Origin of the sequence: Tabrizicola sp. BL-A-41-H6 (assembly GCF_050632395.1) — a bacterium.
Classification (GTDB): domain Bacteria; phylum Pseudomonadota; class Alphaproteobacteria; order Rhodobacterales; family Rhodobacteraceae; genus JAUYQR01.
The window spans coordinates 217,797-235,004 of the sequence record NZ_CP192600.1 but is presented as its reverse complement, the minus strand read 5'-3'; the positions used below and the strand labels follow the sequence as shown (position 1 = coordinate 235,004).

Genomic DNA, 17,208 nt, shown 5'->3' with positions numbered 1-17,208 from the left:
CGTTGACTATACCCGGCCTACCCCTTAAATCGCGACAGTCGCGTGAGACAGGGCCGACCGGCTTTCTTCTTGGCTCTTCTATGGAAGGCAACGAGGACCGGCAAGTCCGGCAGCCACACGATGACGTAATCATCGTCCCACGGAGAAAACATGCTTGGTCTAGGTGCAATCGCGCGGAAGGTGTTCGGCACGCCGAACGACCGCAAGGTGAAGTCTGTCCGTCCGCTGGTGGCGAAGATCAACGCGCTGGAGCCGGAGTACATGGCGCTGAGCGACGAAGAGATCGTCGCCAAGACGCGCGAGTTCCAAAAACGTGTGCAGGAGGGCGGTGAAAGCCTGGACGACCTGCTGCCGGAAGCCTTTGCCAATTGCCGCGAGGCCGCGCGGCGGGCGCTGGGGCTGCGCGCGTTCGACGTGCAGCTGAAGGGCGGGATCTTCCTGCACCAGGGCAACATCAGCGAGATGAAGACCGGCGAGGGCAAGACGCTGGTGGCGACGTTCCCGGCCTATCTGAACGCGCTGGCGGGCAAGGGCGTGCATGTCGTCACGGTGAACGATTACCTCGTGCGGCGCGATGCGGCGTGGATGGGCAAGATCCACGCGGCGCTGGGTATGACGACGGGCGTTGTGGTGCCGCATCAGGAAGACGCGGAAAAGCGGGCGGCGTATCAGGCCGACATCACCTATGCCACGAACAACGAGCTGGGGTTCGATTACCTGCGCGACAACATGAAGTCGTCGATCGCCGACATGGCGCAGCGCGGGCATTTCTATGCCATCGTCGATGAAGTGGACTCGATCCTGATCGATGAGGCGCGGACGCCCTTGATCATCTCGGGTCCGAGCCAGGACCGCAGCGACCTTTACCAGAAGGTCGATACGGTGATCCCGTTCCTGACGGACGAACATTTCAAGGTGGACGAAAAAGCCCGCAACGTGACCTTCACCGAAGAAGGCAACGAGGCGCTGGAGAAGGTCTTGATCGACGCAGGCATCCTGACCGAGGGGCAGAACCTTTATGACCCTGAAAGTACGACCATCGTTCACCACGTCAACCAGGCACTGAGGGCGCACAAGCTGTTCCACAAGGACCAGCAGTACATCGTGCGGGACGGCGAGGTGATGCTGATCGACGAATTCACCGGCCGGATGATGAAGGGCCGCCGTCTTTCGGACGGCCTGCACCAGGCGATCGAGGCCAAGGAGCATGTGAAGATCCAGCCGGAGAACGTGACGCTGGCCAGCGTAACCTTCCAGAACTATTTCCGGCTATATGAAAAGCTGGCGGGCATGACCGGCACGGCGTCGACCGAAGCCGAGGAATTTCGCGAGATTTATGGGCTGGGCGTGGTCGAAGTGCCGACCAACCGCCCGATCCAGCGGATCGACGAGCACGATCAGGTTTACCGCACCGCACGCGAGAAGTTCGAGGGCATCGTCAAGTCGATCAAGGAGGCCAATGCCAAGGGGCAGCCGATTCTGGTCGGCACGACGTCGATCGAGAAATCAGAGCAATTGTCGGAGCTGCTGAAGAAAGAGGGCATTCCGCACAACGTGCTGAACGCCCGCCAGCACGAGCAGGAAGCACAGATCGTGGCTGATGCCGGCAAATTGGGCGCAGTGACGATTGCAACCAACATGGCCGGCCGCGGCACCGATATCCAGCTTGGCGGCAACGTCGAGATGAAGGTGCTTGAGGCGCTGGCCGCCGACCCGCACTTGCACCCCGACGAGGTGCGCGCGCGGATCGAGGCGGAACATGCCGACGAGAAGGCCGCCGTTCTGGCTGCGGGCGGGCTGTTCGTTCTGGCGACGGAACGCCACGAAAGCCGCCGCATCGACAACCAGTTGCGCGGCCGATCGGGCCGTCAGGGCGACCCCGGGCGGTCGGCGTTCTTCCTGAGCCTGGAAGACGACCTGATGCGCATCTTCGGGTCGGAGCGGCTGGACAAGGTTTTGTCCTCGCTGGGCATGAAGGAAGGCGAGGCGATTGTTCACCCGTGGGTCAACAAGAGCCTCGAGAAGGCGCAGGCCAAGGTGGAAGGCCGCAACTTCGACATCCGCAAGCAGTTGCTGAAGTTCGACGACGTGATGAACGACCAGCGCAAGGCGATCTTCAGCCAGCGGCTTGAGATCATGCAGGCGGAAGATGTGTCGGAAATCGCGATGGACATGCGCCATCAGGTGATCGAGGACCTTGTTGACCAGCACCTGCCGCCGAAAAGCTACCCCGACCAGTGGGATCCGGCCGGGCTGGCCGCCGACCTGCGGGAAAAGATGACGCTGGACCTGCCGATTGCCAACTGGGCTGCGGAAGAGGGTGTGGATCAGGACGTGATCCGTGAGAGGATCGCCGAAGCATCAGACAAGATGATGGCGGAAAAGACCGAAGCTTTCGGTCTGGCGACGATGGAAAACATCGAAAAGCAGGTTCTGTTGCAGGCCATAGACGGGAAGTGGCGTGACCACCTTCTGCGGCTGGAACACCTGCGGTCGGTCGTCGGTTTCCGTGGCTACGCGCAGCGCGACCCGCTGAACGAATACAAGACCGAAGGCTTCCAACTGTTTGAATCGATGCTGAATTCGCTACGTCAGCAAGTGACGGAGCAGTTGTCGCGCATCCGTCCGATCACCAAGGAAGAACAGGAAGCCATGATGCGCCAGATGCTGGCGCAGCAGCAGGCGGCGTCACAGCCGGCGGTTGCGGCAAGCGCGCCGGCCCCGGCTCCGGTTGCCCCGGCACCTGCCCTTGCGGCCCCGGCCGCCGTGGCGATGGCTGGGTTCGACGAGGCCGATCCCACGACCTGGGGAAACCCCGGTCGCAATGATCTTTGCCCCTGCGGATCGGGCGAGAAGTTCAAGCACTGCCACGGCAAACTGGTCTGACGGTTGCGCGATTAAGGTCAAAATGAGGCAATGAGCGGCCTCTTTTTGGCATTATCGCGCAATCGCCGGTACTTTGCTGGAAACATTCCCCCGAAAGGACACGGGATCGCCCGCATTGGCGCCTACCCACGACGAGTACGATTCTATTCGCGGTGGAAGTATGGACGTTAAGCTCAGAGCGATGCGGACGGGTGCGGTGTTGGCGGTTGCGCTGGCAGCGGGGCACTTTGTTCAGTCGATGAAGCATGGCGTGCCGGGGGCATCCATCAACGCGGCGACCAGCGGTTCGATCGAACAGACGATCAAGCAACCTGCCGAAGTGCCACTGGTGCCCGCCTCGGCATCGCTGACAACGGGGTTCGGCGCATCGGTCGACGGGGTGACGGAGCTTGCGGCACTGGCGGGCACTACGGCAACCGACGGCTGTGATGCGAAGATCACGCTTGAGGCCGAGCCTGAGGCCATCATCAACGCCGCGATTTCGACGCCTTGTGCCAAGGGCGAGCGCTTGGTCATCCGCCACGCCGGGATGAGCTTTGCCGCGCGTACCTCGGCTGACGGGATGCTGCGAGTCAGGCTGCCGGCGCTGGAAACCGAGGCGATCGTGTCGGTGTTCCTGCCCGATTCGGAAGTTCTGGTCGGGTCGGTGTTCGTGCCCGACGTGGCGTCGGTGCAGCGCTTTGGCCTGCAATGGACGGACAGCGACGTGTTCGACCTGCGGATCATGGAAGACGACAAGATTTTCGTTGGCGGACGCACAACCAGCGGGCGCAGCGGCGGCCGGAAGATCATGGTTCTTGGCGACCGGTCGGTTGACCAGCCGATGTTTGCCGAAATCTACACCTATCCCGCCGATCCGACCGCCAGCGTCGAGGTCGAGGTTGAACTTGCCATCACCTCGGAAACCTGTGGCCGGGTTATGCAGGCAGACTCGATCCTGGCGGAGTTCGGCAAGGTCACGGTCGAGGCGCGCAAGGTACAGCTTCCTGATTGCGGGCAGGCCGGGGACATTCTGGTGTTGAAGAATCTTTCGCCGGACGTGAAGATCGCCGTCTCGAATTGAGGCAGGCGTGTCATGGGTTGGACGGTTGGGCGCGCGGCGATTTTCGCCGCGTTTCTTGTTGCTAAGGCTGCCGCTGCCCAGGACGTGACCCTGGTGGCCCGCGAGGGCAGTATCGTGCTGACCGGCACTCTTGTGGGTTTCGACGGCGAATTCTACCGGATCGACACCTCCTACGGGATGTTGACGGTGGACGGGCAAGGGGTGATCTGCGAAGGCCCCGCCTGCCCCGATCTGATCGCGCCCAAGGCGGTTATCCGGTTCACCGGGTCGCCCGATGCGGGGGCATCGTTGCTGCCGGGTCTGCTGCAACGCTTTGCCGAGGCGCGCGGACTGCTGTTCGAGCCGCAGGAGGCGCCGGGTTTTGCCGCTGTGATCCGCGATCCGAAAACCGACAAAGTCTTGGCAGAGCTGAGCTTTACGGCGCTTGGGCCGGACGAGGCCAGCGCTGCGCTGGGTGAAGGGCGGGCGGACCTGGCTATCGGATCGCGGCCGGAAAAGCCGTTCGGATCACGGGCGCTGGCCTATGATGCGCTGGTGCCGGTGGTCGCGGCGGACAATCCGACGCCCGAGATGTCGACCACCGATCTGGCGCGCGTGCTGTCGGGCGAGGTCGACAACTGGGTCGAAGTGGGCGGGCCGGACATGCCGATCGTGCTGCACGCGCTGGCGCCCGACACCGATCTGCAGCGCGCCCTGACCGACCGCTTGGGCCTGCCGATCGTCGCGGATGAGGCGCACCCGGATCTCGCGACGCTGGCCGAGGCGGTCGCGAAAGACCCTTGGGCGCTGGCGATCACCGGCCGCGCCGAGGTGGGCCGCGCGCGCATCCTCACGCTGACAGACAGTTGCGGGTTTCCGCTGTTGCCGACGCCGCTTGCGGTGAAGGCAGAGGATTATCCGCTGTCGTTGCCGATTTTTCTGCTGACGCCACCGCGCCGGTTGCCGCTGATGGCGCGCGAGTTTCTTGAGTTCCTTGCCACGCCCGAAGCGCAAGCGGCTGTTGCAGCGGCGGGCTACGTGGACCGGTCAACCTCGCGGCAGGCGATGACGGCGGATGGGCTGCGGCTGATCAACGCGATTCAGGGGGCAGGCGACGATATCACACTGGCCGATCTGAAACGGCTGGTGGGGCTGATGGACGGGGCGGACCGGCTGTCGCTGACCTTTCGGTTCGAGGATGGGTCATCGACACTGGACGCGCAGTCGCAGACGAACCTCAGCGATCTGGCGCAACTGATCGCCTCGGGGCAGTTTCGCAACGAGGAGATGGTACTGGCGGGGTTTTCCGATGGCTCCGGTGCCGCCGAGGCCAATCTGGCGCTGTCGGTGGAGCGGGCGGCACGGGTGGCGCAGGAACTGGCGGTGGTGGCGCCCGACCTTGGCGCCGATGCCCTGCCGCGCGTGGAAGGCTTTGGCGAAGCGCTTCCGATGGCTTGCGACGAAACGGCGGCGGGGCGGCATCTGAACCGGCGGGTGGAAGTGTGGCTCGTGCCGCGCTTTACAGATACCCCTGCGAGCGGAAACTAAGCTCGCGCGATTTGCCGATGATGAGGTGGTCGTGCAGCGTCAGGCCAAGGGCGTGACATGCGTCGACGATCTGGTTCGTCATCGAAAGGTCGGCGTCGGAGGGGGTGGGGTCACCGGAGGGGTGGTTGTGCACAAGGATCAGCGCCGAGGCGTTGAGTTCCAGCGCGCGTTTCACCACCTCGCGCGGGTAGACGGGGACGTGGTCGACGGTGCCGCGCGCCTGTTCTTCATCGGCGATCAGCACATTCTTTCGGTCAAGGAACAGGATACGGAACTGTTCGGTTTCGCGGTGCGCCATCGTGGTGTGGCAATAATCCAGCAGCGCATCCCATGACGACAGGAGCGGCTGGTGCAGCACGCGGGCGCGCATCAGGCGCTGCGACGCGGCTTCGACCAGCTTCAGTTCCAGCACCACCGCGTCACCCACGCCCTTCACCATCATCAGACGGGCAGGTGCGGCAGACACCACGCGGTTGAAATCGCCAAACGTGTCCAGCAGCAGCCGGGCGAGCGGCTTTACATCCTGTCTGGGAATGGCGCGGAACAGGACCAGTTCAAGCAGTTCATAGTCAGGCATTGCCTGTGCGCCACCTTCGATGAAGCGGTCGCGCAGACGTTTGCGATGATCTGCGATGTAGGAAGGCAGGCGGTCGGGAACCGCAGTTAACACCGCCTCATCCTCCGCCCGGTCGGGCGTGAACAATGGGAAGGGCGGTTCTTGAAGGGCGCGCGACATAGGCTGAGTGTCGCGCGCCTTGGTGAAGAAAGCGTAAACGTCTTAGTTCTTCATGCCGTCCCAGAAACCCTTGACCTTGGAAAAGAACGACGAGCCTTCGGGGTTGTTTTCTTCGGACAGCTTTTCGAACTCACGCAGCAGTTCGCGCTGGCGCGAGGTCAGGTTGACCGGGGTTTCCACGGCAAGTTCGATCACCATGTCGCCGGTTCCGGCGCCGCGCAGGGCGGGCATCCCCTTGCCGCGCAGGCGCATCTGCTTGCCGGTCTGAGCACCGGCAGGCACCTTCACGCGGGCCTTGCCACCGTCGATGGTGGGCACCTCGACCTCACCGCCAAGGGCGGCGGAGGGCATCGAGATCGGCACGCGGCAGAACAGATGCACGCCGTCGCGCTGGAAGATCGCGTGATCCTTCACTTCGATGAAGATGTAGAGATCGCCGTTCGGGCCGCCGCGCAGGCCCGCCTCGCCTTCACCGGCAAGACGGATGCGGGTGCCGGTCTCCACCCCTTGCGGGATGTTCACCGAGAGCGAGCGTTCCCGTTCGGTACGGCCCTGACCGCCGCAGGTGCGGCAGGGGTTCTTGATGATCTGGCCCATGCCGTTGCACTGCGGGCAGGTGCGTTCGACGGTGAAGAAGCCCTGCTGCGCGCGGACCTTGCCCATGCCCGAACAGGTCGGGCAGGTGACAGGCTCGGCGCCACCTTCGGCCCCTGATCCGTGGCACACGTCGCACTGCACCGAGGTGGGCACGACGATGGTTTTCTGAACGCCGGCAAAGGCTTCTTCAAGGCTGACACGCAGGTTGTAGCGCAGGTCCGAGCCGCGCTGGGCGCGCGAACGGCCGCCGCCGCCGCCGCCCCCGCGGCCGCCCATGAAATCGCCGAACAGATCCTCGAACACGTCCGAGAAGGCGCTGGCGAAATCGCCCTGGCCATAGGCTGCGTTGGGCCGGGGACCGCCGCCCATGCCACCTTCAAAGGCTGCATGGCCATAGCGGTCGTAGGCGGCCTTGCGGTCGGGATCCTTCAGAACGTCGTAGGCCTCGTTGATCTCTTTGAACTGAGCTTCGGCCTGTGGATTGTCGGAGTTGCGGTCGGGGTGAAGTTCCTTGGCCTTCTTGCGATAGGCCTTCTTCAGTTCCTCTGCCGAGGACCCCTTGGCGACGCCGAGCACTTCGTAAAAATCGCGTTTTGCCACGGCAAAACCCCCTGCTCAGAACCGGGAGGGGCGGCCTGTTGCCAGACCGCCCCGTTTCGGTTCATGCGGCGTCACTTCCGCTTGTTGCTGCCCAGATCCTCGAAGTCGGCGTCGACGATGTCATCGTCATCCACCGGGCGCGGCTCATCGTCGCCACCGCTGCCGCCTTCGGTCTGGTTGGCCTTGTAGATGGCCTCGCCCAGCTTCATTGCGGCTTCGGTCAGGTTCTGGATGGCCGAGCGGATCTTGCCGGAATCCTCGCCCTTGAGGGCTTCTTCAAGGGGCGACATGGCGAATTCGATGGCCTCGACGGTCGACGGATCGACCTTGTCGGAGTGGTCGGCCAGCGACTTCTTGGTGGAATGCAGCAGGCTTTCGCCCTGATTGCGGGTTTCCACCAGTTCGCGACGTTCCTTGTCAGCCTCGGCGTTCGCCTCGGCGTCGCGGACCATCTTTTCGATCTCTTCGTCCGACAGACCGCCGGAGGCCTGGATCGTGATCGCCTGCTCCTTGTTGGTGCCCTTGTCCTTGGCTTTCACCGACACGATGCCGTTGGCGTCGATGTCGAAGGTCACCTCGATCTGCGGCACGCCACGCGGGGCGGGCGGGATCTGTTCAAGGTTGAACTGGCCGAGCATCTTGTTGTCGGCCGCCATTTCACGTTCGCCCTGGAAGACCCGGATCGTCACCGCGTTCTGGTTGTCTTCGGCGGTGGAGAACACCTGGGATTTCTTGGTCGGGATCGTGGTGTTGCGGTCGATCAGGCGGGTGAACACGCCACCGAGGGTTTCGATGCCCAGCGAAAGCGGGGTCACGTCGAGAAGGACCACGTCCTTCACGTCACCTTGCAGCACGCCGGCCTGAATGGCGGCGCCGAGGGCCACGACTTCGTCAGGGTTCACGCCCTTGTGGGGTTCCTTGCCGAAGAACTTGGTCACTTCTTCCACGACGCGTGGCATCCGGGTCATGCCGCCGACCAGAACCACCTCGTCAATGTCTTCCTTGCTGACGCCGGCGTCTTTCAACGCGGCCATGCAGGGCTTGATCGACTTCTTGATCAGGTCTTCGACAAGGTTTTCCAGCTTTGCCCGGGTGAGCTTCATCACCATGTGCAGAGGCTGGCCGGTGTTGCGGTCCATCGAGATGAACGGCTGGTTGATTTCGGTCTGGCTGGCCGAGGACAGTTCGATCTTGGCCTTTTCCGCCGCTTCCTTCAGGCGCTGGAGCGCCATCTTGTCGTTCGACAGATCGACGCCGTGTTCCTTTTTGAACTCGTCAGCGAGGTAGTTCACGATGCGCATGTCGAAGTCTTCACCGCCGAGGAACGTGTCGCCGTTGGTGGATTTGACTTCGAAGAGGCCGTCGTCGATTTCGAGGATCGTGATGTCGAAGGTACCGCCGCCGAGGTCATAGACCGCGATCGTCTTGGTTTCCTTCTTGTCGAGGCCGTAGGCCAGCGCGGCCGCCGTCGGCTCGTTGATGATGCGCAGCACTTCGAGGCCGGCGATCTTGCCCGCGTCCTTGGTCGCCTGACGCTGGGCGTCGTTGAAGTAGGCGGGGACGGTGATCACGGCCTGGGTGACGGTTTCACCAAGGTAGGATTCGGCGGTTTCCTTCATCTTTTGCAGGATGAAAGCGGACACCTGGCTGGGCGAATACTTCTCGCCCCGGGCTTCGACCCAAGCGTCGCCGTTGCCGCCGTTGACGATCTTGTACGGCATGTTCTTTTGATCCTTGAGGATCACCGGATCGTCGAAGCGGCGCCCGATCAGGCGCTTGACGGCAAAGATGGTGTTGGAGGCGTTGGTGACGGCCTGCCGCTTGGCGGCCTGCCCCACGAGACGCTCAGAGTCGGTGAAACCGACGATCGAGGGGGTCGTGCGCGCGCCTTCGGAGTTTTCGATCACGCGCGGTTGCGCGCCGTCCATGATGGCGACGCAGGAGTTGGTGGTTCCGAGGTCAATACCGATGACTTTGGCCATGTTCGTATCCCTTTTCTTCAGGCGATGTTCCGGACGGGGACCCTTGGTCTTCGGCATCCCGGCCCGGTGATTGAACCGACGGGCATCTGCGCCCGTCATCGTGCCCGGCGTATATAGGCAGGCACGTTTCGCGCTGCAACGGTTGCTTCAACGGAACACGTGCGATTTTCCGCACGACCGCGCCGCCGCCACCACGCACCACAAGATTGACCAGCAGAATCAACGCCCCTTGTTCCAGCTGGCAGAGGCGTGCTGGCGGGTAAAGAATTCAGCCATCAGGCCGATCATCATGCAGGTCAGTGCGAAATAGATCGGGTATTCGATCGACGTGTAGCGCGGACCGTAGTTCAGGAATATGAAGCCGCGCCCTTGGTCGATGGTGTGGAACAGCGGGTTCCAGTCAAACATCGAACGGACCGAGGCGGGAGTTGCATTGGCGACCAGCATCTTGCCCGAAGCGATCATGTTGGCGCGCTGGTAAAGCGAGGTCAGGATGCCCACCCCCTCGGGCTGCCAGGGTTTGGCCGACAGGAACACCATGCCGATGCCGATCCCGGCGAACCATGACAGAAGGTGCATCCCCAGCACCCCCACCGGATCGTCGATGGTGATCGGCGTGAAGGCGGTGTGGTAGAAAAACAGGATCACGCCAGCGGCAAGCGTCTGCTGGTACAGCGCCGAAAGTGCCGCCGCCGCGATCGAGATGATCGGGTTCATCGGGCTGTGCATCATCATCGGCGAGGTCGGGCCATCTGCCGAGGCGACTGCGCCGATTGTCTTTACATGCGTCATGAACATGAACACGCCGGACATGACATACAGCAGGAAATCCCCGCGTATCGCGATTCTGCGCACGCCAAGAATGTGGAACAGCGCGAACATGACCAGCACCATCAGCAGCGACTGGAAGATCGACAGCGCAAGCCCAAGCATGGCATTGCCGTTGGTCTTGCGCAGGTTGCGGATGGCGACATGGAAAACAAGTTCCAGTATCTGGAATCCGGACCGAAGCCGGGACTTCCGCTGGACCTGTGATCGGAACATCTGCGATTCCCTTTGGTGCCGGGTCTGAATACGCCGGCAAATCTTGCCGTTCCGTTACAGCCGCAGGATAAGGGCGGACAACGCACAATACAACGACCGCTGGTGAAGCGGCAGGAGAGGCGATGGATTTTGCACAACTTGTTCCGGTGATGCGCCGGCTGGCGCTGGAAGCGGGCGACCGGATCATGGAGGTCTACAACGGCCCTGATTTCGAGGTGAAGTCAAAGGGCGATGCCAGCCCGGTAACCGAAGCCGACGAAGCCGCCGATGCGCTGATCTCGGCCGGCCTGCGGGCGGCGTTTCCAACCGTGCCGCTGATCACCGAAGAGCAAGCCGACAGCCATGCGTTACAAGCGCAGACATTCCTGATCGTCGATCCCCTGGACGGGACCAAGGAATTCGTCCAGCGGCGAGGCGATTTCACCGTGAACATCGCCTATGTCGAGGCCGGCGTGCCGCTGCGCGGTGTCGTCTATGCCCCGGCGCAGGGACGGCTATTCTATACCCTTGCCGATGGCCGTTCGGTCGAGGAAACCGGACCGCTTGCAAAGGCAGAGGCCGGACCCTGCCGTGTGATCGGTGTCGCAAGCCCTGATAACGCCGCTTTGCGGGTGGTGGCGTCGAAGTCGCACCGCGACGCCGCGACCGATGCCTATATCGGAAAGTATGCCGTAGCCGACATGAAAAGCGCGGGCAGCAGCCTGAAGTTCTGCCTTGTGGCGACCGGCGAGGCGGATCTTTACCCGCGTCTTGGGCGCACGATGGAATGGGATACAGCGGCGGGCGATGCCGTTTTGCGGGGCGCCGGGGGGCAGGTGGTGCGCTTTGACGGTCACGCACCGCTTGGCTATGGCAAGCCCGGCTGGGACAACCCGTTTTTCATCGCCTATGCGCCGGGCGTGGAGTTGAAGGCATGAGCGTCCTGATTGCTATCCCTGCGCGCTATGCAAGCACCCGATATCCCGGCAAGCCACTGGTTACATTGCGCGGCCCGGACGGGGAAAAGACCCTGATCCGCCGTAGCTGGGAGGCCGCGAAATCGGTGCAGGGCGTGGACCGGGTGGTTGTCGCAACCGATGACGCCCGGATCGCCGACCACGCCGCCAGCTTTGGGGCCGAGATCGTCATGACCTCGTCGGACTGCCAGAATGGCACTGAACGGTGTTGCGAGGTGGCGGCGAAGTTGCCGGGGTACGAGATTGTCGTGAACCTGCAGGGCGATGCGCCGCTGACCCCGGCGTGGTTCGTCGAGGATCTGGTCAAGGGGTTGCGGATCTCGTCGGAGGCTGACGTGGCGACGCCCGTGCTGCGCTGCGACGGGCGGGCGCTGAACGGTTTTCTGGCGGATCGGCGCGCCGGGCGCGTGGGGGGCACGACTGCGGTGTTTGGTGCTGGCGGACGGGCGCTCTATTTCTCCAAGGAAGTGATTCCCTTCACCGGCAAGACCTTTGCCGATGACGACCCGACCCCGGTGTTCCACCATGTCGGCGTCTATGCCTATCGGCCAAGGGCGCTGCGGGCCTATGCAGGCTGGCCGATCGGGCCGCTTGAAACGCTGGAAGGGCTGGAACAGCTCCGATTCCTTGAACAGGGACGCCAGGTGCTGTGCGTGGAGGTTGCCGCGCGAGGGCGGCAGTTCTGGGAGCTGAACAACCCTTCGGATGTGGCGATCATCGAGGCGATGCTTGCGCAAGACGGGGAATGAGAGCCGTTTTTGTAATTTTCCCACTGCAAGATTGCCCGGAAATATGCAAGCATAACCCAATTAGACGTTAAGATGCCTGCTTGTAGACAGAATCGTTTGTCATGTTGGCCAGGACCAAGAAACTGGCTCCGAGAAGAATAAAGAGTGAAGTGATGAAACCAAGGAAAGTGACGAAAGCCGTGTTCCCCGTGGCGGGGCTCGGAACGCGATTTCTGCCAGCGACCAAGTCGATCCCGAAAGAGATCATGACGCTGGTGGACAGGCCGCTTATTCAATACGCGATCGACGAGGCGCGTGCGGCGGGGATCAAGGAATTCATTTTCGTGACGTCGCGCGGGAAGTCCGCGCTTGAGGATTATTTCGACCACGCGCCGGAACTGGAAAGCGCGCTGCGGAAATCGGGCAAGGACGACCTGTTGGAAATCCTGAAGGACACCAACATGGACAGCGGCGCCATCGCATATGTCCGTCAGAACCGCGCGATGGGCCTTGGCCATGCGGTGTGGTGCGCGCGGCGGCTGATCGGGAACGAACCGTTCGCGGTGTTGCTGCCCGACGACGTGATCGCGGCCGAACGTCCCTGCCTGCTGCAAATGGTCGAAGCCTATGAACAAACCGGCGGCTGCATGGTCGCGGCGATGGAAGTGTCGCCCGAAAAGATCTCGTCCTACGGTGTGCTTGACGTCGGGTCGGAGGGCGGCAACGTCATGAAGGTCAAGGGCATGGTCGAAAAGCCCAAGGCCAAGGACGCGCCGTCGAATCTGGCGGTGATCGGGCGCTATATCCTGACGCCGAAGGTGCTGACCAACCTGAACCGCATGAAGCAGGGCGCGGGAGGTGAGATCCAGTTGACCGACGCGATTGCCGAGGAAACCAAGACCAAGGCCGGCGTCTTTGCCATGCGTTTCCGCGGGCAGCGCTATGACTGCGGCTCGAAGATCGGGTTCTTGCAGGCAACCGTGGCTTTCGGCCTTGCACGCCCCGATCTGTGCAACGAATTCGCAAGCTATCTGCACGAAGTGATGGCGATGCAGAAAGCCGCACAGTGAGCCGTGACACGACCGGAGACCGGTAGCAGTCAGGCCGCACAGGCTTGGCGCATCGGAGAAATGCCCGAAGAAAGGGTATCGCCGGTATCGCTGTGGCAGGCCTACAAGCTGCGCTTGCGGCGCCGGCGGCTGTTGCTCCGCGCCGTGATGAAGCGAAACCAGCTTTCGGTCGTTGCGGACCGGACCAAGGCGATCCGGCAGGGTGACATCCTGTGTTTCTTGACGATGCGGGACGAAGCCCACCGCCTGCCGGCTTTTCTGGCCCATTACCGCAAACTGGGCGTGGCGCATTTTCTGATCATCGACAATGACAGCAGCGACGGCGGTGCAGACCTGCTGGCCGATGAGCCGGATGTGTCGCTGTGGCATACGACGGCAAGCTACAAGGCCTCGCGGTTCGGGGTGGACTGGCTGACCTGGCTTCAGATGCGCCATGCCGATGGGCATTGGACGCTGACGGTGGATTCGGACGAGATCCTGATCTATCCGCATTGGGAGACCCGCCCGCTGGCGGCGCTGGCCCAGTGGCTGGACACGCAAGGACGCGAGTCATTCGGGGCGATCACCATCGACATGTATCCCGAAGGATCGGTCGCCGCCACCGAAGCGCCGCCCGGTGACTGGCCGTTCACCGACCTGTGCTGGTTCGATGCGGGAAATTACAGCGTTCAGGTGCAGCCGAAACTGCGCAACCTGTGGATTCAGGGCGGCCCCCGTGCGCGCGCCTTTTTCGCCGACACGCCGCGCAAGGCACCGACCCTGAACAAGACGCCGCTGGTGCGCTGGAACTGGCGGTATGTCTACACCAACTCCACCCACGCGCTGCTGCCCCGGCGGCTGAACGAGGTTTACGACACTGGTGGTGGCGAGATGACCTCGGGTGTGCTGTTGCACAGCAAGTTCCTGCCCTCGATCATCGAACGGGCCGAAGTCGAGAAGATGCGCAAGGAGCATTTTGCCGATGCCGCACAATACGAGGCCTACTACGACTGCCTGATCGCCAACCCGGTGCTGCACTGTGAAACCTCCACCCGCTTTGCGGGCTGGCGCCAGATGGTGGCACTGGGGCTGATGTCGATGGGTGGCTGGCTGTGACAAACGCTGTTTTAGCGGTAAGCCGGCTGAAAACCGCATTATCTGGTGAGTCGCATTGTTTACAAAGCGAGAACAGCCTTCTAGGATTCGTCCAACGTCATTTACCGGGCGTCTGTCTAGAGACACCTTGGGGCTTGTTCGGCCGTGATTCGCGAAAGCAATCGTCAACATATTGGCAGTAAGGTCTGCGTTGGCGGGCGAAGCATCGGTGAACCGAAATGAGCATAATCGAAGCCTATGGAATGCGGTTGCGACGGCGGCGCCTGCTAGCGCGTGCGTTCCTGAAGCGTCGTCAGCTTGCCACTGTGGCAGACCGAACAAACCGGATGGGTTCCGCGCCGATCCTGCTGTTTTCGACGGTGCGCAACGAACGGGTCCGGTTGCCGTTCTTTCTTGAGTATTACCGCAAGCTTGGGGTCGAGCATTTCCTGTTCGTCGACAACGGGTCTGACGATGGCAGCGGCGATTATCTGGCCGCACAAAGCGATGTGTCGCTTTGGGCAACCTCTGCCGGATACAGGCAATCCCGCCACGGGATGGACTGGATCATGCACCTGCTGCGCCGTTACGGCACCGGCAACTGGTGCCTGACGGTCGATGTCGACGAATTTCTGGTCTACCCGTTTTCTGAAACGCGGCCCCTGCGTGCGCTGACCGATTGGCTGGACGCATCGCGGTGCCGGACGTTTTCGTCGATGATGCTGGACATGTATCCCAAGGGCGGCATGCAGGAGCACCCTTACCGCGAGGGTCAGAATCCGTTCGAGATTGCGCAGTTCTTCGACAGCGGAAATTACACGATCACGCGGAACTGGAAGTATCGCAACCTGTGGATCCAAGGGGGGCCGCGCGCCCGGATGTTCTTTGGCGAAACGCCCGAGATCGCCCCGGCGATGAACAAGATCCCGCTGGTGAAATGGGAAGCCGGCTTCGCCTATGTCAGCTCTACCCACATGATGCTGCCGCGCGGGCTTAACCTTGTTTATGACGAGGGTGGCGGCGAAAAGCCCTCGGGCTGCCTTTTGCACGCAAAGTTCCTGAATACCTTCGACGAAAAGGCGCAAGAAGAGGCAACGCGTCGCCAACATTATGCCAATGGCGCCGAATATGCAGCATATCGTGATTCTACCGCAAAGGATCACGATATGTGGTGCAATTGGAGCGAAAAGTATGTCAACTGGCGCCAGTTGGAGATACTTGGGCTGATGTCGAAGGGAAACTGGGCGTGACGCTTGGCTTTGTGATGTTGTGCCACACCGCGCTGGACCGCGCGGGGCAGGTCGCACGGCATTGGGCTGTTTCGGGCAGCCCCGTAGTTATCCATGTTGACCGGCGCGTGGCCGAAGACGAGGTTGGCAAGCTTCGGGCATCGCTGGCTGATCTGGACAACATCCGGTTCTCGCGGCGGTTCACCTGCGACTGGGGCACCTGGGGCATCGTGCAGGCGACGCAGGCGGCCTCGACCCTGATGCTGGCAGAATTTCCGCAGGTTCGGCATGTCTACCTTGCCTCCGGTTCGTGCCTGCCGCTGCGCCCGGCCGAAGATCTGCGTGCGTTTCTGGATGCGCGGCCGCGGACGGATTTCATCGAAAGCGTTACCACGGCGGATGTCGGCTGGACGGTCGGTGGTCTGGACGAGGAACGCTTCACGCTGCGGTTTCCGTTTTCCTGGCGCAACCAGCGCGGCCTTTTCGATCGCTACGTCCGGCTGCAGCGCGGGCTTGGCATCCGCCGCAAGATCCCCGCGGAGATCGTGCCCCACATGGGCAGCCAGTGGTGGTGCCTGACGCGGCAAACGCTGTCGGCCATTCTGGAAGCGCCGGATCGAAAGCGGATAGACCGCTATTTCCGCCGTGTCTGGATACCCGACGAAAGCTATTTCCAGACGCTGGTGCGCCGCTGTTCTACACAGGTGGAAAGCCGGTCGCTGACGCTTTCCAAGTTTGATTTCCAGGGTCGGCCGCACATCTTCTACGACGATCACCTGCAGCTTCTGCGCCGGTCGGATTCCTTTGTCGCGCGCAAGATCTGGCCGCAGGCGGACCGGCTTTACGCCACGTTTCTGGCCCCCGCGCAGCCAAGTGAACTGCGCCCCGACCCGAACCATAGCAAGATCGACCGTCTGTTCGCCCGAGCGATGGAGCGGCGGACCAAGGGCCGCGCCGGGCTTTACATGCAAAGCCGGTTTCCGACCGACCGAAAGGGCGGCAACCGCTGCGCCGCGCCCTACTCGGTGTTTCAGGGCTTTTCCGAACTGTTCGAAGATTTTGACCGCTGGGTTGCAAGGTCGCTGGAGTGTCGCGCGCACGGCCACCTTTTCGCGCCCGACGGGGCCCAGTTTCACGGCGGCGAAGCTGTGTTCAAGGGCGCGCTGTCGGCCAGTGCCACCTTGCGCGACTACAACCCGCGCAGCTTTCTGACCAACATGATCTGGAACACGCGGGGCGAACGGCAGGCCTTCCTGTTCGGACCGGGCGACACGCAGGAAATTACCAGTTTCCTCGCCAACGACCCGAACGCGCACATCTCGCTGATCACGGGCGCCTTCGCGGTGCCGCTGTTCCACTCGAACCGCAATTTCAGCGAAATCCGCGCCGAGGCCGCCCGCCTGCAACGGATCGAGTCAGAGTTTCTGGCCCTGCTGAACAGCAGCGACACGAAGGCGCGGGTGAACATCTGGTCGCTGGCCCAGTTTGTCGACAACCCGATGGAAGCACTGCAGACCATCATCGACGACAGCAACCCGCGCCCGGCTCATCGTCTGACCGAGGTGCCGCGGATGGTTGACCTGACCGGGTTTGGCCAGTTTCTGCAAAACTTGCGCAATCAGGGTATGCAGCCGGTGCTAATGGGCGATTTCCCGATTCATTCCGCCCCGCCGGTGACGCGCGGCCGCATCAAGCCCTATGCGGTAAAATGAGGCG

Annotated in this window: 13 protein-coding genes; 9 read left to right on the top strand and 4 right to left on the bottom strand. The window is 62.4% G+C overall.

All coding sequences use genetic code 11. The features are described from left to right. Positions 1-150: 150 nt before the first annotated feature. The 3 genes from secA (at position 151) to ACROUL_RS01095 (ending at position 5,476) form a co-directional block, all read left to right on the top strand. On the top strand, positions 151-2,886 hold the full coding sequence (gene secA / locus ACROUL_RS01105; protein WP_431297719.1) for a preprotein translocase subunit SecA: 2,736 nt from the start codon (positions 151-153) through the stop codon (positions 2,884-2,886). A 160-nt stretch (positions 2,887-3,046) separates the two neighbouring features. Beyond that, positions 3,047-3,949: a hypothetical protein gene (locus tag ACROUL_RS01100; protein WP_431297718.1), complete on the top strand. Its 903-nt coding sequence runs from the start codon at positions 3,047-3,049 to the stop codon at positions 3,947-3,949. Between the two features lie 12 nt (positions 3,950-3,961). Then, entirely contained in the window at positions 3,962-5,476 is a 1,515-nt protein-coding gene (locus ACROUL_RS01095; protein WP_431297717.1) for a substrate-binding domain-containing protein, read from the top strand. Here the strand turns inward: ACROUL_RS01095 and radC are convergent. The 4 genes from radC to ACROUL_RS01075 form a co-directional block, all read right to left on the bottom strand. Further along, positions 5,448-6,212 carry a RadC family protein gene (gene radC, locus ACROUL_RS01090; protein ID WP_431297716.1) on the bottom strand — a complete coding sequence of 255 codons (765 nt, stop codon included), beginning with the start codon at positions 6,210-6,212 and terminating at the stop codon, positions 5,448-5,450. The two genes, ACROUL_RS01095 and radC, sit on opposite strands and share 29 nt — an antisense overlap. Positions 6,213-6,254: 42 nt before the next feature. After that, positions 6,255-7,409: a molecular chaperone DnaJ gene (dnaJ, locus tag ACROUL_RS01085; RefSeq protein WP_431297715.1), complete on the bottom strand. Its 1,155-nt coding sequence runs from the start codon at positions 7,407-7,409 to the stop codon at positions 6,255-6,257. A gap of 71 nt (positions 7,410-7,480) precedes the next feature. Further along, the gene (gene dnaK, locus ACROUL_RS01080) at positions 7,481-9,391 is read right to left on the bottom strand and encodes a molecular chaperone DnaK (RefSeq protein ID WP_431297714.1); all 1,911 of its coding nucleotides are present in this window, start codon (positions 9,389-9,391) and stop codon (positions 7,481-7,483) included. A 219-nt stretch (positions 9,392-9,610) separates the two neighbouring features. Continuing rightward, positions 9,611-10,435, bottom strand: a complete 825-nt coding sequence (locus tag ACROUL_RS01075) for an ABC transporter permease (protein ID WP_431297713.1) — start codon at positions 10,433-10,435, stop codon at positions 9,611-9,613. 122 nt (positions 10,436-10,557) lie between these two features. On the opposite strand from ACROUL_RS01075, the gene cysQ reads away from it, so the two are divergent. The 6 genes from cysQ to ACROUL_RS01045 all read left to right on the top strand — a co-directional run bounded on the left by cysQ (position 10,558) and on the right by ACROUL_RS01045 (position 17,204). Then, positions 10,558-11,352, top strand: coding sequence for a 3'(2'),5'-bisphosphate nucleotidase CysQ (cysQ, locus tag ACROUL_RS01070; protein WP_431297712.1), 795 nt, complete (start codon positions 10,558-10,560; stop codon positions 11,350-11,352). After that, positions 11,349-12,140, top strand: a complete 792-nt coding sequence (locus tag ACROUL_RS01065) for a 3-deoxy-manno-octulosonate cytidylyltransferase family protein (protein ID WP_431297711.1) — start codon at positions 11,349-11,351, stop codon at positions 12,138-12,140. Before cysQ ends, ACROUL_RS01065 begins: the two co-directional genes overlap by 4 nt. A 152-nt stretch (positions 12,141-12,292) precedes the next feature. Next, positions 12,293-13,189 carry a UTP--glucose-1-phosphate uridylyltransferase GalU gene (gene galU / locus ACROUL_RS01060; protein WP_431297710.1) on the top strand — a complete coding sequence of 299 codons (897 nt, stop codon included), beginning with the start codon at positions 12,293-12,295 and terminating at the stop codon, positions 13,187-13,189. Positions 13,190-13,249: 60 nt separating this feature from the next. Beyond that, positions 13,250-14,284: a glycosyltransferase family 2 protein gene (locus tag ACROUL_RS01055; RefSeq protein ID WP_431297709.1), complete on the top strand. Its 1,035-nt coding sequence runs from the start codon at positions 13,250-13,252 to the stop codon at positions 14,282-14,284. A 218-nt stretch (positions 14,285-14,502) separates the two neighbouring features. Further along, positions 14,503-15,513: a glycosyltransferase family 2 protein gene (locus tag ACROUL_RS01050; RefSeq protein WP_431297708.1), complete on the top strand. Its 1,011-nt coding sequence runs from the start codon at positions 14,503-14,505 to the stop codon at positions 15,511-15,513. After that, positions 15,510-17,204 carry a beta-1,6-N-acetylglucosaminyltransferase gene (locus ACROUL_RS01045; RefSeq protein ID WP_431297707.1) on the top strand — a complete coding sequence of 565 codons (1,695 nt, stop codon included), beginning with the start codon at positions 15,510-15,512 and terminating at the stop codon, positions 17,202-17,204. The genes ACROUL_RS01050 and ACROUL_RS01045 overlap by 4 nt, the downstream gene beginning before the upstream one ends. Positions 17,205-17,208 lie beyond the last annotated feature (4 nt).

Coding starts and splice junctions, on each gene's coding strand:
- secA (WP_431297719.1), top strand. CDS start 151: ATGCTTGGTCTAGGTGCAATCGCGCGGAAGGTGTTCGGCACGCCGAAC.
- cysQ (WP_431297712.1), top strand. CDS start 10,558: ATGGATTTTGCACAACTTGTTCCGGTGATGCGCCGGCTGGCGCTGGAA.
- galU (WP_431297710.1), top strand. CDS start 12,293: ATGAAACCAAGGAAAGTGACGAAAGCCGTGTTCCCCGTGGCGGGGCTC.
- ACROUL_RS01050 (WP_431297708.1), top strand. CDS start 14,503: ATGAGCATAATCGAAGCCTATGGAATGCGGTTGCGACGGCGGCGCCTG.
- ACROUL_RS01100 (WP_431297718.1), top strand. CDS start 3,047: ATGGACGTTAAGCTCAGAGCGATGCGGACGGGTGCGGTGTTGGCGGTT.
- dnaK (WP_431297714.1), bottom strand. CDS start 9,391: ATGGCCAAAGTCATCGGTATTGACCTCGGAACCACCAACTCCTGCGTC.
- radC (WP_431297716.1), bottom strand. CDS start 6,212: ATGTCGCGCGCCCTTCAAGAACCGCCCTTCCCATTGTTCACGCCCGAC.
- ACROUL_RS01095 (WP_431297717.1), top strand. CDS start 3,962: ATGGGTTGGACGGTTGGGCGCGCGGCGATTTTCGCCGCGTTTCTTGTT.
- ACROUL_RS01075 (WP_431297713.1), bottom strand. CDS start 10,435: ATGTTCCGATCACAGGTCCAGCGGAAGTCCCGGCTTCGGTCCGGATTC.
- ACROUL_RS01055 (WP_431297709.1), top strand. CDS start 13,250: ATGCCCGAAGAAAGGGTATCGCCGGTATCGCTGTGGCAGGCCTACAAG.
- ACROUL_RS01065 (WP_431297711.1), top strand. CDS start 11,349: ATGAGCGTCCTGATTGCTATCCCTGCGCGCTATGCAAGCACCCGATAT.